General features: G+C 64.1%; 16 protein-coding genes. 6 read left to right on the forward strand and 10 right to left on the reverse strand.

Going from position 1 to position 18,005, the window contains the following annotated elements:
* Positions 1–7 precede the first annotated feature (7 nt).
* Positions 8–1,327 (forward strand): SDR family oxidoreductase, encoded by a 1,320-nt coding sequence (locus ACNJX8_RS01410; RefSeq protein ID WP_439359324.1) that lies wholly within the window; start codon positions 8–10, stop codon positions 1,325–1,327.
* Positions 1,327–1,734 carry a thiol-disulfide oxidoreductase DCC family protein gene (locus ACNJX8_RS01415; RefSeq protein ID WP_439359325.1) on the forward strand — a complete coding sequence of 136 codons (408 nt, stop codon included), beginning with the start codon at positions 1,327–1,329 and terminating at the stop codon, positions 1,732–1,734. The genes ACNJX8_RS01410 and ACNJX8_RS01415 overlap by 1 nt, the downstream gene beginning before the upstream one ends.
* A 92-nt stretch (positions 1,735–1,826) precedes the next feature.
* On the opposite strand, the gene ACNJX8_RS01420 is transcribed toward ACNJX8_RS01415, so the two are convergent.
* The 7 genes from ACNJX8_RS01420 to ACNJX8_RS01450 form a co-directional block, all read right to left on the reverse strand.
* Positions 1,827–3,074, reverse strand: coding sequence for a flavin monoamine oxidase family protein (locus tag ACNJX8_RS01420; RefSeq protein WP_439359326.1), 1,248 nt, complete (start codon positions 3,072–3,074; stop codon positions 1,827–1,829).
* Between the two features lie 230 nt (positions 3,075–3,304).
* Complete coding sequence (typA, locus tag ACNJX8_RS01425) at positions 3,305–5,131, reverse strand: translational GTPase TypA (RefSeq protein WP_128930582.1); 1,827 nt, start codon at positions 5,129–5,131, stop codon at positions 3,305–3,307.
* 238 nt (positions 5,132–5,369) lie between these two features.
* Positions 5,370–5,654 (reverse strand): hypothetical protein, encoded by a 285-nt coding sequence (locus ACNJX8_RS01430; RefSeq protein WP_128930583.1) that lies wholly within the window; start codon positions 5,652–5,654, stop codon positions 5,370–5,372.
* The gene (locus tag ACNJX8_RS01435; protein WP_439359327.1) at positions 5,651–7,096 is read right to left on the reverse strand and encodes a radical SAM protein; all 1,446 of its coding nucleotides are present in this window, start codon (positions 7,094–7,096) and stop codon (positions 5,651–5,653) included. Before ACNJX8_RS01435 ends, ACNJX8_RS01430 begins: the two co-directional genes overlap by 4 nt.
* Positions 7,077–7,793: a prolipoprotein diacylglyceryl transferase family protein gene (locus tag ACNJX8_RS01440; protein ID WP_128944621.1), complete on the reverse strand. Its 717-nt coding sequence runs from the start codon at positions 7,791–7,793 to the stop codon at positions 7,077–7,079. Before ACNJX8_RS01440 ends, ACNJX8_RS01435 begins: the two co-directional genes overlap by 20 nt.
* 113 nt (positions 7,794–7,906) lie before the next feature.
* Positions 7,907–9,448 carry an alkaline phosphatase D family protein gene (locus tag ACNJX8_RS01445; RefSeq protein WP_439359328.1) on the reverse strand — a complete coding sequence of 514 codons (1,542 nt, stop codon included), beginning with the start codon at positions 9,446–9,448 and terminating at the stop codon, positions 7,907–7,909.
* 185 nt (positions 9,449–9,633) lie between these two features.
* Entirely contained in the window at positions 9,634–11,079 is a 1,446-nt protein-coding gene (locus ACNJX8_RS01450) for a TAXI family TRAP transporter solute-binding subunit (protein WP_439359329.1), read from the reverse strand.
* Between the two features lie 151 nt (positions 11,080–11,230).
* On the opposite strand from ACNJX8_RS01450, the gene ACNJX8_RS01455 reads away from it, so the two are divergent.
* Together ACNJX8_RS01455 and ACNJX8_RS01460 are read left to right on the forward strand one after the other, a co-directional pair.
* On the forward strand, positions 11,231–11,521 hold the full coding sequence (locus ACNJX8_RS01455; RefSeq protein ID WP_439359330.1) for a 4a-hydroxytetrahydrobiopterin dehydratase: 291 nt from the start codon (positions 11,231–11,233) through the stop codon (positions 11,519–11,521).
* Positions 11,522–11,643: 122 nt separating this feature from the next.
* Entirely contained in the window at positions 11,644–12,021 is a 378-nt protein-coding gene (locus ACNJX8_RS01460; RefSeq protein WP_164940047.1) for a YkvA family protein, read from the forward strand.
* A 62-nt stretch (positions 12,022–12,083) separates the two neighbouring features.
* Here the strand turns inward: ACNJX8_RS01460 and ACNJX8_RS01465 are convergent, their stop codons facing one another.
* Complete coding sequence (locus ACNJX8_RS01465) at positions 12,084–13,241, reverse strand: TAXI family TRAP transporter solute-binding subunit (protein WP_439359331.1); 1,158 nt, start codon at positions 13,239–13,241, stop codon at positions 12,084–12,086.
* Between the two features lie 23 nt (positions 13,242–13,264).
* Positions 13,265–14,125 (reverse strand): hypothetical protein, encoded by an 861-nt coding sequence (locus ACNJX8_RS01470; RefSeq protein ID WP_439359332.1) that lies wholly within the window; start codon positions 14,123–14,125, stop codon positions 13,265–13,267.
* Between the two features lie 367 nt (positions 14,126–14,492).
* Here ACNJX8_RS01470 and ACNJX8_RS01475 point away from each other — a divergent pair, with 367 nt between their 5' ends.
* Entirely contained in the window at positions 14,493–15,854 is a 1,362-nt protein-coding gene (locus tag ACNJX8_RS01475; protein WP_439359333.1) for an IS30 family transposase, read from the forward strand.
* A 76-nt stretch (positions 15,855–15,930) separates the two neighbouring features.
* Here the strand turns inward: ACNJX8_RS01475 and ACNJX8_RS01480 are convergent, their stop codons facing one another.
* Positions 15,931–16,905 carry an NADPH:quinone oxidoreductase family protein gene (locus ACNJX8_RS01480; RefSeq protein ID WP_091882886.1) on the reverse strand — a complete coding sequence of 325 codons (975 nt, stop codon included), beginning with the start codon at positions 16,903–16,905 and terminating at the stop codon, positions 15,931–15,933.
* A 218-nt stretch (positions 16,906–17,123) separates the two neighbouring features.
* Here ACNJX8_RS01480 and ACNJX8_RS01485 point away from each other — a divergent pair, with 218 nt between their 5' ends.
* Positions 17,124–17,963 carry an SDR family oxidoreductase gene (locus ACNJX8_RS01485; protein WP_439359334.1) on the forward strand — a complete coding sequence of 280 codons (840 nt, stop codon included), beginning with the start codon at positions 17,124–17,126 and terminating at the stop codon, positions 17,961–17,963.
* The last annotated feature ends 42 nt before the right edge of the window (positions 17,964–18,005 follow it).

Genomic DNA, 18,005 nt, shown 5'->3' on the forward strand with positions numbered 1-18,005 from the left:
GGGCGCAATGAGTAAGCGAACCATCTTGCTGTTCGGCGCCTCCGGCCTGATCGGCCGCTTCCTCACCGACGATCTGCGTGCGCGTGGCTTTCGCGTTGTCGGCGTGGCACGTAGGCTGTCGCCGGCGCAGCAGATGAGCGCGCTGGACATCGAGCTGCCGATCCTCATCCTGGATGCGGCTGCGCTGGCGCGAGTGCTCAGCGAGCATGCCGTCGATGTCGTCGTGAACTGCCTCGGCGTGCTCCAGGACGGGCCCGGCAGCGACACAAATGCCGTGCATCGTGATTTCGTCGCGCGCCTGCTTCAGGCAATTGGCGATAGCGGCCGTGCGATCCGTCTGGTGCACATCTCGATCCCTGGCGTGGTGGAGGCGGATCGGACCGCCTTCGCAACGACCAAACGCGACGCCGAGCGTTTGATCGCGGCCTCCGGCATTCCCCATGCCATCCTGCGACCGGGCTTCGTGGTTGCGCCGTCAGCCTATGGCGGCAGCGCCATGCTGCGTGCGCTTGCCGCTCTTCCGCTCGACCTGCCGGACAAGGAAATGGCGACGCTCTTCCAGCCCGTCGCGGTCGAGGACATCGCCGCCACCATCGCCTGGCTCGCCGCGCGGGACATCGACGACACCTCCTTGAAAGCCGTGAGCTGGGACCTGATGCAGGCAGAGCCGGTCACGATGGCCGGAGTCATCAAGCAGTTTCGCCACGCGTTCGGCACGGCCACCTGGCGGCGTCTCGTGATGCGGGCCTTCCTGCTCGATCTCGGCGCCAAAATCGGCGATTTTGCCAATCATCTTAGCTGGATGCCACCGCTGCGTTCCACGGCCATTGCCGAGCTGCGCCGTGGCGTGACCGGCGATCCCTCGGCGTGGATCGCAGCCACGGGCATCGCGCCGAAGACATTGGCTGAGACGATCGGTCGCCATCCGGCAAGTATCCAGGACAAATGGTTCGCGCGGCTGTTCTTGGCCAAGGCGCTGATCTTCGCAAGCCTGGTCGCATTCTGGCTCGTCTCGGGTTTCATCGCATTGTTCGTGTCCTATCGTGCCGCCGCCGGCATCCTGAGCGCGCACAACTTCTCGCCTGCGCTGGTCGATCCCATCACCATAGGCACCAGCCTGATGGATATGAGCATCGGCGTGCTGATCGCCTTCCGCCGCACCACGGCGATCGGGCTCGTTGCAGGCATCGTCGCCTCGCTGGGCTACATGGTGGGTGCAGCCATCCTCACGCCCGATCTTTGGATAGAGCCGCTCGGCGCACTGGTGAAGACCGGGCCGGCGATCGTGCTGATGCTTGTGGCTCTCTTGACGCTGGATAATCGCTGATGAGCAAATGGCCCGACGACAACGTGATCCTGTATGACGGCGTCTGCATCTTCTGCTCGCGCTGGGTTCGCTTCGTGGCGACCCGCGATACGGCGAAGCGGTTTCGCTTCACGCCGATCCAGTCGGACTACGGGACCCGGCTCGCGCGAACGTTTGGTATCGACCCCGATGATCCCGATACCAACGCCCTAGTCCATGGCGGCGAGGTGTTCATGAAGTCGGACGCCGCGCTGACCGTGTTGTCGCTGCTCCCCGGCTGGGGCTGGGTGCGCGCGTTGTTCGCCGTGCCGAGACTCTTAAGAGACCCCGTCTACAGCCTCGTCGCACGCAACCGCTATCGCATCTTCGGCAAGTATGACACCTGCTTCGTGCCCGATGCCGATTTGCGGGCGAGGGTGATCGAGTGACGCGTCATTGCGAGCGTAGCGAAGCAATCCAGGATTTTGCCGCGGCGGCAGTCTGGATTGCCTTGCTGCGCTCGCAATGACGGAGGTCGTAGCTAGGGCTTGCGAAGGGCCGCGAGCGCCTCGTTGGCCGCGCGCTCCCCGCTGTCCCGCGCCCCATGCGCCGTCGTGAAGAAATTCGGCGACGTCGCTTCTCCCGCGAAGAACAGTCGCCCTTCCACCGGCGCAGCCAGCACAGCACGATCCCCGGCGTGCCCCGGCAGCGCATGCGAATAGGCGCCTCTGGCGAAGGGATCGCGCGCCCAGCGCGATTCATACAGCGGCCTCAGCTTGCGCCTGATGTCGTTGCCGAGAAGGCCCGCGATCTCGTCGATGCTCTGCGCGGCAATGGCGCCTTCGCCCGCGTCCTCCAGCTCGCGCGCAAAGCTGCCGCCGAAGAAGCCTTCGATGCAGGGCTGGCCGAACGGGCGGATGTGGTAGGTGCCCATGTCGGTGCGCATGGTGGCGCCGCGCAGATTACCTTCGGTCGGGAAGGCTTCGGCGCCATCGAGCGCCAGCGTCACCTTGTCGTCGACGCCGAGCGGCAGGCCTGCGGCGGCATCGATCTTGGTCGGCAACGGTGGTGAAAAGCGGATCGTCTCGTCGGCGATCAGATTGGTCGGGACGGTGACGATCACCTTGTCCGCGGTCAGCGTGCCCCGCGATGTTTCGAGCCGGATGCGCTGACCGGAATGATCGACCAATGTAACGTTGCAGCTCAGGGCAACCGTGACCGGCGCGCCATAGGCGGCGATCAGCGCGCCATAGCCGCGGCGGACGCGCCAGTTGAGGTCACTGTCCTCATAGGCGTCCCAGTCCAGCGTCGACATGTCCTTCAATTCGCAGCCATTGACGTAGGTCGAGACCGCGTCGATCATCGGATTCCAACGGTTGCCCGGCTCGAGGCTCAGGCTCGCGGGTTCGTCCTTGCTCTTTTGCGCGGCCTGCCAGAGGCGCTCGTAGAACGCCTCCATCGCGCGCATGAAATCGTCACGCTCGCTTTGCGGAAAGGCGTTGCCGAAGGCGCGCTCGCGCCAGGGCGGCAGGGCCGTGTTGAGCTCGAATCCGAGCTGCTTCGCGATTGGAGCGAAGGAGTTCTTGTCGGCCGAGTGCAGCCAGCCGCAGCCGACGTCGAAGATGACCTCGGGCGAGGCCTGCACCGTCCAGGCGCGGCCGCCGAGCCGGTTGCGCGCCTCCAGCACGATCACGGCGAGACCGGAGTCCGCCAGCGCGTGCGCGGCGCCGAGGCCGGCGGCACCGGCGCCGATGATCGCGACGTCGACGGAGGAGGGGAGGGAGGTCATGCGCGGGCTCTAGCACGTTCGCCGGGTGTGCTGAAGCCGCCGCAAGCATGGCCGTCATCACCCGCCTTGTTGCGCAATTGCGTACTGGAGCGGGTGATTCAGCATTCTAGAGATAGTTTCGTAGGGTGGGCAAAGGCGCTCTTGCGCCGTGCCCACCATTGTCGACCGCGATTTCAAGTGGTGGGCACGCTTCGCTTTGCCCACCCTACGGCACTGCGGCGTGCGGGAGCTTACGCCACCGCTTCCTTGGCCTTCTCCGCGCGCTTGCGCTCGTTCGGGTCGAGGTGCTTCTTGCGCAGGCGGATCGACTTCGGCGTGACCTCGACGAGCTCGTCGTCCTCGATATAGGCGAGCGCCTTTTCCAGGGTCATGCGGATCGGCGGGGTCAGGCGCACGGCTTCGTCCTTGGATGTCGTGCGGATGTTGGTGAGCTGCTTGCCCTTGAGCACGTTGATCTCGAGATCGTTGTCGCGGGTGTGCTCGCCGACGATCATGCCGCGATAGACCTTCCAGCCCGGCTCGATCATCATCGGGCCGCGGTCTTCCAGCTTGAACATGGCGTAGGCCACGGCATCGCCCTGATCGTTGGAGATCAGGACACCATTGCGGCGGCCCTGGATCTCGCCCTTGTACGGGGCATAGCCGTGGAACAGGCGGTTCATGATCGCGGTACCGCGGGTGTCGGTGAGCAGCTCACCCTGATAGCCGATCAGGCCGCGGGTCGGCGCGTAGAACACCAGGCGCTGGCGGTTGCCGCCGGACGGCTTCATCTCGATCAGCTCGGCCTTGCGCTCGCTCATCTTCTGCACGACGACGCCGGAATGCTCCTCATCGACGTCGATCACGACCTCCTCGATCGGCTCCATGGTGGCGCCGGTGGCTTCGTCCTTCTGGAACACGACGCGCGGGCGCGACACCGAGAGCTCAAAGCCCTCGCGGCGCATGGTCTCGATCAGGATCGCAAGCTGCAATTCGCCGCGGCCCGACACTTCCATGGCGTCCTTGTCGGCGGATTCGACGACGCGCAGCGCGACATTGCCCTCGGCTTCGCGCAAGAGACGGTCGCGGATCATGCGGCTCGTCACCTTATCGCCTTCGGTGCCGGCGAGCGGAGAGTTGTTGACGATGAAGGACATCGACACGGTCGGCGGATCGATCGGCTGCGCCGGCAGCGGCACTTCGACGGTCGGATCGCAGAAGGTGTCGGCAACGGTGCCCTTGGTCAGACCCGCAATCGCGACGATGTCGCCGGCTTCGGCTTCATCGAGCGGCGTGCGCTCCAGGCCGCGGAACGCCAGGATCTTGGTGATGCGCCCGGATTCGACCAGCTTGCCGTCGGCGTTGAGCACCTTGACCTGCTGGTTCGGCTTCAGCACGCCGGAAGAAATGCGGCCGGTGATGATGCGGCCGAGATAGGGGTTGGCCTCCAGGATGGTGCCGATCATCTTGAACGGACCTTCCTCGACCTTCGGCGGCGCGACGTGGCGCAGGATCAGGTCGAACAGCGGCTCCATGCCCTTGTCCTTCGGACCCTCGGGGCTCTCGGCCATCCAGCCCTGCTTGGCCGAGCCGTAGAGGATCGGGAAGTCGAGCTGCTCCTCGCTGGCATCGAGCGCCGCGAACAGGTCGAACACCTCGTTGATGACTTCGGTCGGACGCGCGTCGGGACGGTCGACCTTGTTGATGACGACGATCGGCTTCAGGCCGACCTTGAGCGCCTTGGAGACCACGAACTTGGTCTGCGGCAGCGGGCCTTCGGCGGCGTCCACCAGCACCAGCGCGCCGTCCACCATGTTCAGGATGCGCTCGACTTCACCGCCGAAATCGGCGTGGCCGGGGGTGTCGACGATGTTGACGCGGGTGTCCTTCCACTGCACCGAGGCCGCCTTGGCCAGGATGGTGATGCCGCGCTCGCGCTCCAGATCGTTGGAGTCCATGGCGCGTTCGGTCACCTTCTGGTTCTCGCGGAACGTGCCGGACTGCTGCAGGAGGCGGTCGACCAGGGTCGTCTTGCCGTGGTCGACGTGGGCGATGATGGCGACGTTGCGGAGGTTCATGAGTGAGCTTCTTTGCGTTCGAACAATGGGTTAAGCGCGATCTCGCCGGTCGGACCGGGACCTCTTCTCGAAACAACGCTGGAAGACTGGAAACGGGCGCTCGCCGCCCAAAAAGGAAGCCCGGCCATATCAGACCGGGCGCCCTACGCGTTGCGGCGCAATATATGCAAAAAACGCCAAAAAACAATGTGTTCTTTGGCCGTTGGTTGACTGAATTTTGTCCGGGAATCTCCGGGGGTTAGGGCTGGGTCCCGGGGTGGGCGGGGGCCTTTCGCCCCCTGATGGCTGCCCAGATCAGGACGACGCCTCCGATGCCGACGACCAGTCCCAGGAAGACCAGCGGCGCGATGTCCGAGTCGATCTTGCCCCCGTCGATCACCGAAGCTCCGCCGAAGAGCAAGGCGCAGAGACCCGGAAGCAGCAGGATCACCCCTGAAATCACCATGAACGCGGTGAGGCAGCCGCTGCGTGGCTCAACGGGCGTCGGGACGGGCGGCAGAACCGGTGGCGGCGTATCGCTCATCGTGGTGCCTCCTCGCCCTGCCTTGCCTCGCGATAAGTCTGCCCTTCGAGCCCGGCGCGGATACGGCCGATTGCGCCGTTGCGGTAGAACAGATTGTAGGTGTCGAACGGAATGATCGCCCCCTGCTCCGTCACGAAATGGATGCAGCTGCGCTTGACGTTGCCGACGCAGAAATTGAAGCGATCGAGAAACTGCACGATGGTGACGCGGAAGACGTTCTCGTAGGAGAGCCCTTGCGGCACCTCGAAGCTCGGCAGGCAGCACAAGAGTTCGGAGACCCGCTCGCTGGTGTTCAGCGGCCCCGAGGACAGCGAGAACAGATCGACGAATTTCTCCCGCAGCATCGGATATTTCTCCGGGCTGATCGTGTTCGGCATCACGGCGACGAGCTGCTCCTGCTGTAACAGCGAGGTCAGCGGCAGCACCTTCTCGCCGTTGCGCAGGCCATAGCCGATCGCGATGCTTTCGGGGTTGCAGGGCAGTGGGATCATGTCCTTGTCGCCGAACACGCCGGTCTCGACGACGCGCTTGCGGATCTCCGACAGCATGATGCGATCGGTATTCTTGTCGAAATTCTCGTTGCGACCGGCGTCCTGCACCGGTTGCAGCGTGACGCCGCGCACGCATGTCCAGGTGAGCGCGTGACGAACGATGTCGCCGATCTCGGCATCGTTGACGCCGCGCTTGATGGTCGCGACCAGCGTGGTCGAGATGCCGTAATGCTCGAGATTCTCCAGCGCCTGTTGGCGGATTTTTCGCAGGTCCGCGCCGCGCAGATTGATCAGCGCATCGCGCTGCAGTGAATCGAACTGGAGATAGACCTCCAGCCCGCGCTTGCTCTCGGCGAGCCGCGCCACGAAATCGTTCTCGCGGGCGATGCGCAGGCCGTTGGTGTTGATCATGACGTGGCGGATCGGGCGGGCGCGGACGGCCTCCAGGATCTCGAAGAAATCCGGGTGCAGCGTCGGCTCGCCGCCGGAAATCTGCACCAGGTCGGGTTCGCCTTCGCTGGCGACCAGCGCGTCCAGCATCCTCTCGACCTTTGCGAGCGGCGTGAATTTCGTCCGCACGGGCGAGGAGTCGGCGAAGCAGACCGGGCAGGTGAGATTGCAGTGCTCTGTGATCTCGATCAGCGCCAGGCAGGAATGCTGTTCGTGGTCGGCGCACAGGCCGCAATCATAGGGGCAGCCGAATTCCGTGCGCTGCTGGAATTGCAGCGGCCGATCGCCGGGCTTGATGAAGTCCTTGCACAGACGCCAATAGGCAGCGTCCGTCGACACCAGCGTCGATTGCACGCCATGCTGCTTGCAGCGTTTTTCGTACCAGACCTCGTTGCCGAGAATCTGGATCTTGGTCGGCACCAGCTCCAGGCAGGTCTCGCAGAGAGACTGGGTCTGGCCCCAGAAGATATAGGGACGCGACTTACGCAACGGCGCGTTCATGCAGGGATCTCGCTTTGGGCGCTGTCGCCAGCATGAAGGCGGCGTAGAGCAGGATGGACAGCGACAGCAGGTGAAACAGCGTGAAGGGGCCGATCAGCGTGCCATAGGGCTTGAGGAATTCCCACAGGAAGCGCTGCGCTCCATAATAGACGAGGACGAGGTAGAAACCATTGGTGACCACAAACCCGTTCCGGTTCAAGACCGCCAGCGCATAGAGAAGCGCGAACACGCCCATGGCGGCGCTCTCGTAGAGCTGCACCGGATGGCGAAGGATGCCATCGCCGAAATCATGCCCGAAGGGCAGCCCCGTCGGCGTGCCGTAAGTGAAATCGTCGAGGCCTGCGAAGTAGCAGCCGAGCCGCCCGACCGCGATTCCGAGCGCCAGCGGCAAGGCAAAACGAGCGCCGGTTCGTACAGCGATGCCCGCGGACCATTTGTAGAGCTCGATCGCCACGATGCCGCCGGCGAGCGCACCCTCGACCGAGCGCGCAATGCCGCTCTGGCCCGACAGCCACAGATTGACCGACCCGAACAAATAAGCACCGAGGCCCGCACCGAACACCAGGGCGGCGACATAGGGCAGCGCGAAAGATTGCGCCGGAAATTCCAGGCGTCGTCGCGACAGCCAGTAGACGGCAGCCGCCGCCGCCAGCCACGCCGCGATGTCAAAGACGGTGTGAAGGAAAGCCCCGCTCATGCAGGGGAGAGCATAGCACGATCACGTTCAAAATAGTGCGCCGTGCATTCTTGTGTCCTCTCCCTACGGGAGAGGTGAACATCGATTCAACCAAATTCATCCTGCTCTAGCCATTAGACCTGTTTCGGATCGAGCGTGGTCGACCACAGCGCGACGTCGGCGCGGTCGCGCAGTGTCACCGTCATCTGGCCGGAAGCGCCGTCGATCTTGACGTGACCGAAGAACTGCATGCCGGCTGACGGTGGCAGATTCTGGTTGTCCTTGCCCGGTGCCTTGACGAAGCGGACTTCGGGTCCAAAGGTGTTGTCGAGCGCGTTCGGACCGAACGTGCCCGCGTGCAGCGGACCCGAGACGAATTCCCAGAACGGCTCGAAATCCTGGAATTGCGCCTTGTTCGGATCGTAATAATGCGCGGCGGCGTAGTGCACGTCCGCGGTCAGCCATACCGTGTTGCTGATCGGCGCCATCTTGATGAAGCGCAGGATGTCCGCGATCTCGAGCTCGCGGCCGCGCACGGGGCCGTCGCCTTGCGCGACTGCCTCCGAGCCGCCCTTTGGCGTGTCCGATACGATGAGGCTGATCGGCATGTCGGAGGCGATCACTTTCCAGGTCGCACGCGAGTTGAGCAGACCGCGCTTGAGCCAGGCGATCTGGTCGGGTCCGAGGAAGTAGCTGGCCGGTCCGTAAGCGGTATCGAGATTGGCGCCGTTCGGGCCGCGATAGCTGCGCTCGTCGAGCACGAACACGTCGAGATGCGGACCGTAGGAGATCTGGCGATAGACCCGGCCCGGCTCAGTGATGCTCTCGCGCATCGGATACATCTCGTGGAAGGCGCGAGCCGCGCGGGCGGCGAGCAGCGCGATGTTGCGCTCCTTGTAGGTCACCGGCAGCTCCTTCGAGAGCGACCAGTTGTTGGTCACTTCGTGGTCGTCCCACTGCACGAAGATCGGCACTTCCGCATTGAAGGCACGGAGATTGTCGTCGGTCAGATTGTATTTGTGCGCGGCGCGGAACTCGTCCAGCGTTTCCGCGACCTTGGCCTTTTCGGGGATCGTGACGTTCTTCCAGATCTTGCCGTCGGTGAGCTTCACCTCGGATTGGATCGGACTGTCGGCGTAGATCGTGTCGCCCGAGTGCAGGAAGAAATCCGGGCGGTGCTTGCGCATCGCGGCGAAGGTGAACATGCCGCCGTCGTCGGGGTTGATGCCCCAGCCCTGGCCGGCGACATCGCCACCCCAGACGAAACTGACGTCGCGACGGTCGGCCGGCACGGTGCGGAAGCGGCCGGTCACCGGCTCGCCTTCGACCGCGCTGTGCGAGAGATCGCGGAAGCGGACGCGATAAAAGATGTCCTGGCCGCCCGGCAGGTTCTCGATCAGCATTTTTGCGGTGAAGTCGCTCTCGGGCAGCGCCGCGATCGGTGGCAGCGCGCGGGCATCCCTGAACGACTCCGTCGTCGCCACCTCGACCAGCATCTGCGCCGGTCGGTCGGTGCGCGCCCAGACCACGCCGCCGTCGACGGTGACGTCGCCCGATTGCACGCCATGGGTGACCGGAGGCCGGTCGGCCGCGCGCGACAGGTAAGGCATCGTGACCGCGCCAAGCGCGCCGGCGCTGGTGGTGAGGAAACGGCGGCGGGAGAATTTGATGTTCATAGAGGATGATTTCGAACTGGGGTCACGGGAAGACTCGTCATTCCGGAGCGCGCCATCAGGCGCGAGTCCGGAATCCATTTCCCGTCGCGGCTGCGGTGCGATGGATTCCGGGCTCGCGCGTTGCGCGCCCCTGAATGATGTGAATCTATATTGAGACAATGTGACGCAGCAATAACGTGCAGGCGCTACGCGTTGCCGGCGGCTCTGAACTGCGCGCCCGCGCGTTGCAGGTTCTGCGGCAAGCTGAACAGCACCGCCTTGCGGTCGGCAACGGCGGCGTGGAACTGGTCGAGTGCGATGTTGAAGGCGGTGAGCGCAGCTTCCTCGATCGCGCCGTGATCGAAGCAGCGCAGCGTATCGCGCAAAATCTCGTCGGCCTCGGTTTGCATCTGATCGAGCTCCTCGGTGGTCTCGCTCTTGCGTGCTGCTGCGATCATGTCGAGCAGGCGGTCGCGCAGATGGCTGTTGTTGTCGCGCTCGTCCTTCTTCAGGTAGCCCGCAAACCACGCGCCGATCGAGCCCATGGCGGAGAGCGCCATCAGGCTCCACCAGATGTAATCGCTGTATTTGTCGAGAAAGGTCTTTTCCTCGCCGTCGACGAAGGCGGCGGCGCCGGGATGCACGGGGATCACTGCATCCTTGTCGGTGTCGGGTGTCTCGATCTTCGCTGCCAGCGGGAATTCCGCCACCAGTTGCTGGCGCACGGCGAAGAGCTGGCGCGTGAACGCCGCGATGGTGGTTTCGGACACACCTTTGCGCGCCACGATGTGGTGCGCGAAGCTGATCGTCTTGACCTCTTCGTCCGGGCGATCGGGTGAGCCGCCGTAAGTGCCTGCGGGAATCTCCGAGGATTCGTAGACCGGATGGTTCTGCGCGATCGCGTCGGCGGAATCGATGGCGAGGAAGGTCGGCGTGCCGCCCTCCCTGACCGATGCCGCGATCGCGTCCCCCGTGATCTTGCTGTTGACGGGACCGGCCGCGAGATAGATGTCGGCTTTCTGCGCCTTGATCGCCTCGGCAACCTCGTTGGCCGGGAATTGCACGATCTCGACCTTGGCGGGATCGACGCCGTATTGCTGGAGGATCACCTTGAGCAGATTGACATTGGCCTGGGTGCGGCCGATGACGCCAATGCGATGGCCGGCGAGCTGTGCGATCTTGGTGATCTTGGCGCCCTTCTTCTTGCCCTTGCCCGGGACGGACCACAGCACCACGACGTTCTTGCGCAGCGTCGCGACCGCCTGTGCGTTCTTCGGCACATCGAGGTCGCCGCGCACGATGGCAAGATCGACCTTGCCTTCCGCGAGGGCATTGGCGCTGGCGGTGGCGCCGTCGGTCTGGATCGGGCGCAGCCGCACCTGGCTCTTGTTCTGGGTGAAAGCCTGGGTCAGCGCCTGCACGACCTTGACGTCATCGCTGTTGGCGGGACCAACCGCGATCTTCAGGGTGACCGGCCGCATCGCGAAGTAATAGCCGCCGGCGAGCGCACCGACGATCGCAAGCACGAGCGCCAGAGACACGAGCGCGGTCTTCCGCGCCGCGGATCGCGGCGAAGGCGGAGAGGGCGTTTCGGCCAGGTTCAATCCCCCGGTCATCGATCTCCCAAACAGGCGCTTCAGGCTCAGTTTCATCTTGGCCAGCGATTTACGCCGGCAATTGTAGCAAATTTCTTGTCCGGAGGGGTTACATCTCCGTCATGGTTAGCGGATGGACGAAATCCCGCATGAACCGAGCCGCCAGCACGGTGTTAGGGTAAAGTTCCCCTGAACGACGGAGGCGATCATGGCAGAGCGGCTATCGGCGGAGGCGCGCAAGCAGGCGCTGGGCGGCATACCGGGCTGGGGCGAGATTTCCGGCCGCGACGCCATCGGGAAGACCTTTGTCTTCAAGGATTTCAACCAGGCGTTCGGCTTCATGACCCGTGCGGCGCTGGTCGCCGAGAAGATGGATCACCATCCCGAATGGCGCAACATCTACAAGACGGTGGAGGTGGTGCTGTCGACCCATGACGCCGGCGGCGTCACCGCGCGCGACATCGAGCTGGCCAAGGCGATGAACGCCATCGCCGGCTGACAGCTGGCTGACACTTGACTGACACTTGGCTGACGTCTTGCAGGCTGCAGGCTCATCCCCATCTTGTGATCAGCAGGCAACGTGGCGATCCGCCGCTCGGCCTGAACGGGGAGTTTTCAAGCATGGCTGCCGAACACAGCGTCGGCTTTGAGCCCGCCGATCGGCTCGCGCAAGACCGGGAGGGCGTTCGCCGCCGCTTCTGGCGCAAGCTGAAGCGCGTCGCCGCGCAACTGCCGTTCGCCGAAGACCTGCTCGCCGCCTATTACTGCGCCTTCGACCGGCAGACGCCGCGCCATGTTCAGGCCTCGCTGCTCGGCGCGATCGCCTATTTCATCCTGCCATTCGACTTCGTCGCTGATGTGATGCCGGTCCTCGGTTTCGCCGATGATGCCGCCGTGCTCGCCACCGCCATCCGCATGGTCGCCGGCCACATCACGAACGAGCACCGCGAGGCTGCCCGTGCCGCACTGAAGCGCGGTGTGGAAGAGGCGGAGGAGTAAGCGTTGTTGACAACGCGCCGCCGCCATATCCTCCGGCGACACCGAGAGGAGTGACGGCGCCACTACTTCTTTTCCCCCGCCCGCGCGTTCGCTGCGTCCCAAGCCTGGAATTGCTTGAACAGCGCTTCCTTGTCCGCATCGGATACCTGCGCGGCCGCCGGGCTCTGCTTCAGGAACGCTTCGAAGCGCTGGCGCGTCACCGGCTCGACGCCGTGCTTGTCGAGCCATTGCTGCGCCACCGGCAATCTGTTCCAGCCCGACAGCGGCGCCGCGAGCGAGACCTCCTTCCACTTGGGATGGAACGGTGGGTTCTGCAGCGACGGAAATTTCGTGAAGAACGCGTCCACGAACAACGCAAGCTTGCGATAGCGCTCGGTGTTGGGTGCCCAATTGTAAGCCGCAAGCACCGCAGGGACTGCAATGGTGTCCACGCTCTCGCCTTCCTTGATCAGGTTCGGATAGTCCTTGGCGGTTAGCGTTGCCGGCAGATAGTCGCTCTGGAGCGGCTTTTCATAGTCGACCTTCGCGAGATGGAAGCGGCCGTCATTGCCGAAGGTCGAGACCGACTTGTACGGCTTGCCGCCGACCACGATGACGGCGTCGATCTCGCCGGCCTTCAGCTTCTCCATCGCGATGCGCTGCTCGACATAGACGAATTTCGCCTTGATCCCGAGCCGCTCGAACACGGTGAGCGCCGTGACGAAGGTGCCGCCGTTCGGCAGGTCCACGCTCACCGTCTTGCCTTCGAGGTCTTTGAGTGTCGCGACCGATCTCGGCGCGATCACCTGCATCTCCTCATTGTAGAGCTTCGTGACGTAGGTGAATTGCTTTTTGATGTCCTTGGCAAAACCCTTGCGCTCGAGATAGTCGAGCGTGTCGGCGCGCACGATGCCGAGATCGACACCTTGCAGGAACAAGATGTCGGCGACGCTTTGCACCGAGCCGCGGCCGACGATCGGCAGCACGCGGATCTTGTTGCCGTCGTCGAGCACGGAAGCGAGGTCGGCGCCGAATTGCACATAGGTGCCGCCGATCGTGCCGGTGATCAGCGTCACCGTGTTGGCGTTCAACGCCTGCTTGGTCGAGGTCGAGCCGAACTGGAAGATGGCCTTCAGGCCGTCCGAGACCTTGGCCGGATCGTATTCGGTCTGGTCGGCGCGTGCCGCAAAGGCACAGATCGTCATGATGGCGGCAAGCGCCATTCCCAAAGCGTTACGCATGATGTCCTCTAAAAATTAAATTACTAGTTCTGAAGCTGGACAAGGCGCTGCCGCGCCTCCGTCGATCCGAGTGCCGCGGCCTTCTGGTACCACTCGCGCGCGGCGGTCGCGTCGGCGGCGATGCGCCGCGCGTCGCTGGTGCCCAGCACGGCCGGGTCATAGGTTTGAGCCAGCAGGAACGCCGCCGTGGCATCCTGTGCATTGGCCGCGCGTTCGAGCAGCAGGCGGGCTGCAGAAATGTCGCCTACCCCCAACAGGCTCTTCGCGCGCGTCATTAGCCCGGCCAGGGTGTCGGCGTCGAGCGTCTTGGCGGGCTGAGAGGGCGCAGGTGGCGGCGCGACGGGCGCGGGCAGAGGCGCAGGCGTCTGGGCTTGCAGCGCGGTCTGATAGGCGGTCGCGATCGCTTCGCGGCTCGGCGTTGACGGTGCAGGGAGATCCTGCGCGTCAGCGCTCGCCAGCCTTGCGTCGGTCACGTGCGCCGGATCCTTGCGCGGGCTCTGCGGTACGGCCAGCGCGTTGGCCGAGGCCACCACCTGCTCCAGCGCGACACCCACCGAGCCACCGGCATCGAAGATGCCGCGAAGGTCGGACTGAAACAGCGCGGCCAGAACTGCCAGGGTGGATGCGACGAGAACGGCTGCCAGAACGCCCGCAAGAACACGCGGGACAATTCTGGCCCGGGGGCGCAACTCCAGCGGAGTATATTCGACCGGGTCCGGGGCACCGAGCGGATCGGACAGGAACAGTGGTATTGGATCGTCCGGCGACAGATCGAGCCGCGCGGCGCGCGCACGGATGTAGGATGCGGTGGACGGATGTGATGCGGCTTGATCGGAATCGAATGCCCTCGATTCCCTGGACGCACGGAAGGCCGTCGTCTCCATGGTGATGCTCCCCAAGACTGACACGACGCGGGGCATACCGGTTTCAGTTTTTTTGTTGTTGTCCAGGAGCGCCCAGCAAACTGGAACCGGTAAATCGCAGTTTGAATCAGTCCAAAAAGCGACGGCGATTGGGGCGAATCGGGAAAAATTTGGGTTTGATTCGGGCGAGGTTGCGGAATGCACCGCAATTTTGCCAGCGGTGGTTGAGGAGACCTTACCAAGTGGCGACGTGCGAGCGGGGTGCCATCAACTCAGCTGTCATGCCCAGGCTTGACCTCGGCATCGAGACCTATCGATCAATCACAATCGTCTCGGAGCACTGGGCGGATTCAACCGCTCGTCGCAACACTCCAGCAAGGAGGTTGCGATGGAGAGCTGTGTGCGGGTGGGTCGTGCTCAGAAGGCCCTGCGAGAGCATTACAGACCGTTCTGGGTCGCGATTGCCTCGGGGCGATCGAGCGAGGATGCTTCGATTGAGGCCGGGGTGTCGCCGGCGGTCGGAGTGCGCTGGTTCCGGAGGGCGGGCGGTATGCCGCCAACACATTTGTCGCGGTCGTCAAAACCCTCATCAGGGCGCTACCTCTCGTTCGCCGAGCGTGAGGAGATCGCCATCTTGCGCGCGCAGGGGCATGGGGTGCGAGCCATAGCTCGCCAGCTCGATCGGCCGCCATGCACGATCTCTCGTGAGCTCCGACGCAATGTGGCGCGTCGCCACGGCGCTGCAGAGTACCGCGCGACCACGGCACAATGGCGCGCTGATCGATCCGCCCGACGACCCAAATTGGCGAAGTTGGCAATCAATCCGGCCCTGCGGGATTATGTGCAAGACCGGCTTGCCGGTATGATCGCCAAGCCGGACGGGAAGCCCCTCCCTGGCCCGAAGGTGGTGTGGAAGGGGCGCCGGGCTGTACATCGGCAAAACCGGCGCTGGGCGACGGCATGGAGCCCGGAACAGATTTCGCGGCGACTTCGGCTCGACTTCCCCGAGGATGAGACGATGCGCATCAGTCACGAGGCGATCTATCAGGCGCTTTATGTGCAGGGACGAGGGGCTTTGCGTCGCGAACTGACGGCCTGCTTGCGCACCGGGCGGGCGTTGCGGATGCCAAGGGCGCGCGCGCGTAAAGGCCGAAGCTTTATTCCTTCCGAGATCATGATCAGTCAGCGTCCGGCGGAGGCCGCCGATCGAGCTGTGCCGGGCCACTGGGAAGGTGACCTCATTATGGGCCTTGGAAGCTCCGCGATCGGCACTCTGGTGGAGCGCACGACCCGTTTTACCATTCTGCTGCATCTACCGCGCATGACGGGCCAGGAACAGGAAGCTGGGGTGAAGAAAGCACTCGCCGGACATGGCGCTGAGGCCGTGCGCGATGCCATCACCCGCGCAATCGTCACCATGCCAGAGCAACTGCGTCGGTCACTGACTTGGGATCAAGGAGCCGAGCTGGCACAGCATGCACGTCTGAGGATCGATGCAGGCGTACAGGTCTACTTCTGCGACCCTCATAGCCCATGGCAGCGCGGCACCAACGAGAACACGAATGGGTTGCTGCGTCAGTACTTTCCAAAAGGGACCGATCTCAGCATGCACAATGCCGAGGACCTCGAGGCCGTGGCTCTCGCACTCAATACCAGGCCCAGAAAGACGCTCGGCTGGAAAACACCCGCCGAAACTCTCGACCAATTGTTACGGGTGAGCGATACACGGAGTGTTGCGACGAGCGGTTGAATCCGCCCTGGATCGCCCGGTCAAGCCGGGCGATGACAGTTGAGTGTGTCGAAACAGCCTGGTGATGACACTGTCATCACGGGTGCAAAATCACCTTTCCCATCGCCTGACGTCCTGCGAGCACCTTCAACGCGTCCGCGGTCTGGGCCAGCGGGAAGGTGCGGTCGACATGCGATGAGATCTTGCCTTCGGCCGTCCACTTCACGAGCTTCTCCAGATTGGCGCGGTTCTTGGCCGGGTTGAGCCGGGTCCAGGCACCCCAGAACACGCCGCGGATGTCGCAGCCCTTCAGCAGTGCGAGGTTCAGCGGCATCTTCGGAATGTCGCCGGCGGCAAAGCCGATCACGAGGAAGCGGCCTTCCCAGGCGATCGAGCGCAGCGCCTGCTCGGCATAGGCGCCGCCCACGGGATCGAAGATGATGTCGACGCCTTTGCCATCGGTGAGCTTGCGCAAGCCTTCCTTCAAATCTTCCTTGGCGTAATTGAGCGTCAGCTCTGCGCCGTGCGCCCTGGCGAATTCGAGCTTCTCGTCCGACGAAGCGCAGGCGATCACCTTCAGGCCCATCAGCTTGCCGAGCTCGCAGGCAGCAAGGCCCGTGCCGCCGGCTGCGCCCAGCACCGCGAGTGTTTCGCCGGGCTTCGGGCTCGCGCGATCTTCCAGCGCATGCAGCGCAGTGCCGTAAATGATGATGATGCCGGCGGCGCGGTCATAATCGAGATTGTCCGGAATCTTCACGATCGATGCCGCCGGCAGCGCGATCTTCTCGCGTGCGCCGTTGTGGCCGCAGGAGGCGACGACGCGATCGCCGACCTTCAGATCAGTCACGCCAGCGCCGATGCTCTCGATCACGCCGGCGACTTCGGCGGCCGGCGAGAACGGGAACGGCGGCTTGATCTGATACTTGCCCTGGATCATCAGGATGTCGAAGAAGTTCAACGCCGCCGCCTTGATCGCGATCACGGCTTCGCCGGGCCCTGCCACCGGATCCGGCACGTCGGCCAGAACGAGATCGTCGGGCTGGCAATATTGCGAGCAGAGGATGGCTTTCATGGCGGCACCTGGGCGTTTCGAGTGGAATTATAGTTGGCCTGGTTTTGCCGGATTTAGGCACGGGCGACAATCCGGTTTCTTTGCCAAAGCGACGCGCCGGCCTATCCTCACGTCATTGCGAGCGCAGCGAAGCAATCCAGGGTCCGTGCGGCGGAAATAGTCTGGATTGCTTCGCTGTGCTCGCAATGACGGAGCGAGAAGGAAAGAGGATTCAAACGATGTTTGAAACAAGCCTGCTCAAGGACAAACGCATCCTCGTCACTGGCGGCGGCTCGGGCCTCGGCGCTGCGATGGGCCGTCGCTTCCTCGCGCTCGGCGCCGAGCTCGTGATTTGCGGCCGCAAGCTCGATCGGCTCGAGGCAACGGCGAGTGAGATGCGCGAAGAGACCGGCGGCAAGGTCACGACCATCGCCTGCGATATCCGCGACGGTGCCGCCGTCGACAATATGATGGACACCATCTGGCGCGAGGCGCCACTCGATATCCTCGTCAACAACGCCGCCGCGACCTTCATCGCGCAGAGCGAGCATCTCTCCTTTCGCGCGGCGGACGCGATCCTCGCGCCCACACTGCACGGCGCGATGTATTGCACGCTCGCCGCCGGCAGGCGCTGGATCGAGGGCAAGCATGGCGGCGTCGTGCTGTCGATCCTCTCGACCTCGACCATCACCGGCCGCGCCTTCACCGTGCCGTCGGCGATGGCGAAGTCGGCGGTGCTGGCGATGACCAAAAGTCTCGCCGTGGAATGGGGGCCTAAGGGCATCCGCACCGTCGCCATCGCGCCCGGACCGTTCCCGACCGCCGGCGCCTCCGGGCAACTCCGCCCCGAGGGCCGCGATGAAGGCTGGACTGCGCGCAACCCGCTCGGCCGCACCGGCGAGCTCGGCGAACTTGCCGATCTCGCCAGCTTCCTGGTCTCGGACCGGGCCGGCTACATCAACGGCGAGATGGTGGTGATCGACGGCGGCGCGCATTTGCGCAGTTCCGGGGCCGAGGACCTGCTCGGCTGGAGCGAGGCGCAGTGGGCTGCGCAGCGCGCCGCGCGATCCAGGGCCTAGTGCTGACAAACCTGCTAACTACCTTCCCAAATTGGACTTTCC

Origin of the sequence: Bradyrhizobium sp. SPXBL-04 (genome assembly GCF_051853035.1) — a bacterium.
Lineage (GTDB): Bacteria > Pseudomonadota > Alphaproteobacteria > Rhizobiales > Xanthobacteraceae > Bradyrhizobium > Bradyrhizobium zhanjiangense.

What these genes read in the sequence shown, in the direction of transcription:
- ACNJX8_RS01410 (WP_439359324.1), top strand. Translation starts at nt 8, where the DNA reads ATGAGTAAGCGAACCATCTTGCTGTTCGGCGCCTCCGGCCTGATCGGC.
- ACNJX8_RS01415 (WP_439359325.1), top strand. Translation starts at nt 1,327, where the DNA reads ATGAGCAAATGGCCCGACGACAACGTGATCCTGTATGACGGCGTCTGC.
- ACNJX8_RS01420 (WP_439359326.1), bottom strand. Translation starts at nt 3,074, where the DNA reads ATGACCTCCCTCCCCTCCTCCGTCGACGTCGCGATCATCGGCGCCGGT.
- typA (WP_128930582.1), bottom strand. Translation starts at nt 5,131, where the DNA reads ATGAACCTCCGCAACGTCGCCATCATCGCCCACGTCGACCACGGCAAG.
- ACNJX8_RS01430 (WP_128930583.1), bottom strand. Translation starts at nt 5,654, where the DNA reads ATGAGCGATACGCCGCCACCGGTTCTGCCGCCCGTCCCGACGCCCGTT.
- ACNJX8_RS01435 (WP_439359327.1), bottom strand. Translation starts at nt 7,096, where the DNA reads ATGAACGCGCCGTTGCGTAAGTCGCGTCCCTATATCTTCTGGGGCCAG.
- ACNJX8_RS01440 (WP_128944621.1), bottom strand. Translation starts at nt 7,793, where the DNA reads ATGAGCGGGGCTTTCCTTCACACCGTCTTTGACATCGCGGCGTGGCTG.
- ACNJX8_RS01445 (WP_439359328.1), bottom strand. Translation starts at nt 9,448, where the DNA reads ATGAACATCAAATTCTCCCGCCGCCGTTTCCTCACCACCAGCGCCGGC.
- ACNJX8_RS01450 (WP_439359329.1), bottom strand. Translation starts at nt 11,079, where the DNA reads ATGAAACTGAGCCTGAAGCGCCTGTTTGGGAGATCGATGACCGGGGGA.
- ACNJX8_RS01455 (WP_439359330.1), top strand. Translation starts at nt 11,231, where the DNA reads ATGGCAGAGCGGCTATCGGCGGAGGCGCGCAAGCAGGCGCTGGGCGGC.
- ACNJX8_RS01460 (WP_164940047.1), top strand. Translation starts at nt 11,644, where the DNA reads ATGGCTGCCGAACACAGCGTCGGCTTTGAGCCCGCCGATCGGCTCGCG.
- ACNJX8_RS01465 (WP_439359331.1), bottom strand. Translation starts at nt 13,241, where the DNA reads ATGCGTAACGCTTTGGGAATGGCGCTTGCCGCCATCATGACGATCTGT.
- ACNJX8_RS01470 (WP_439359332.1), bottom strand. Translation starts at nt 14,125, where the DNA reads ATGGAGACGACGGCCTTCCGTGCGTCCAGGGAATCGAGGGCATTCGAT.
- ACNJX8_RS01475 (WP_439359333.1), top strand. Translation starts at nt 14,493, where the DNA reads ATGGAGAGCTGTGTGCGGGTGGGTCGTGCTCAGAAGGCCCTGCGAGAG.
- ACNJX8_RS01480 (WP_091882886.1), bottom strand. Translation starts at nt 16,905, where the DNA reads ATGAAAGCCATCCTCTGCTCGCAATATTGCCAGCCCGACGATCTCGTT.
- ACNJX8_RS01485 (WP_439359334.1), top strand. Translation starts at nt 17,124, where the DNA reads ATGTTTGAAACAAGCCTGCTCAAGGACAAACGCATCCTCGTCACTGGC.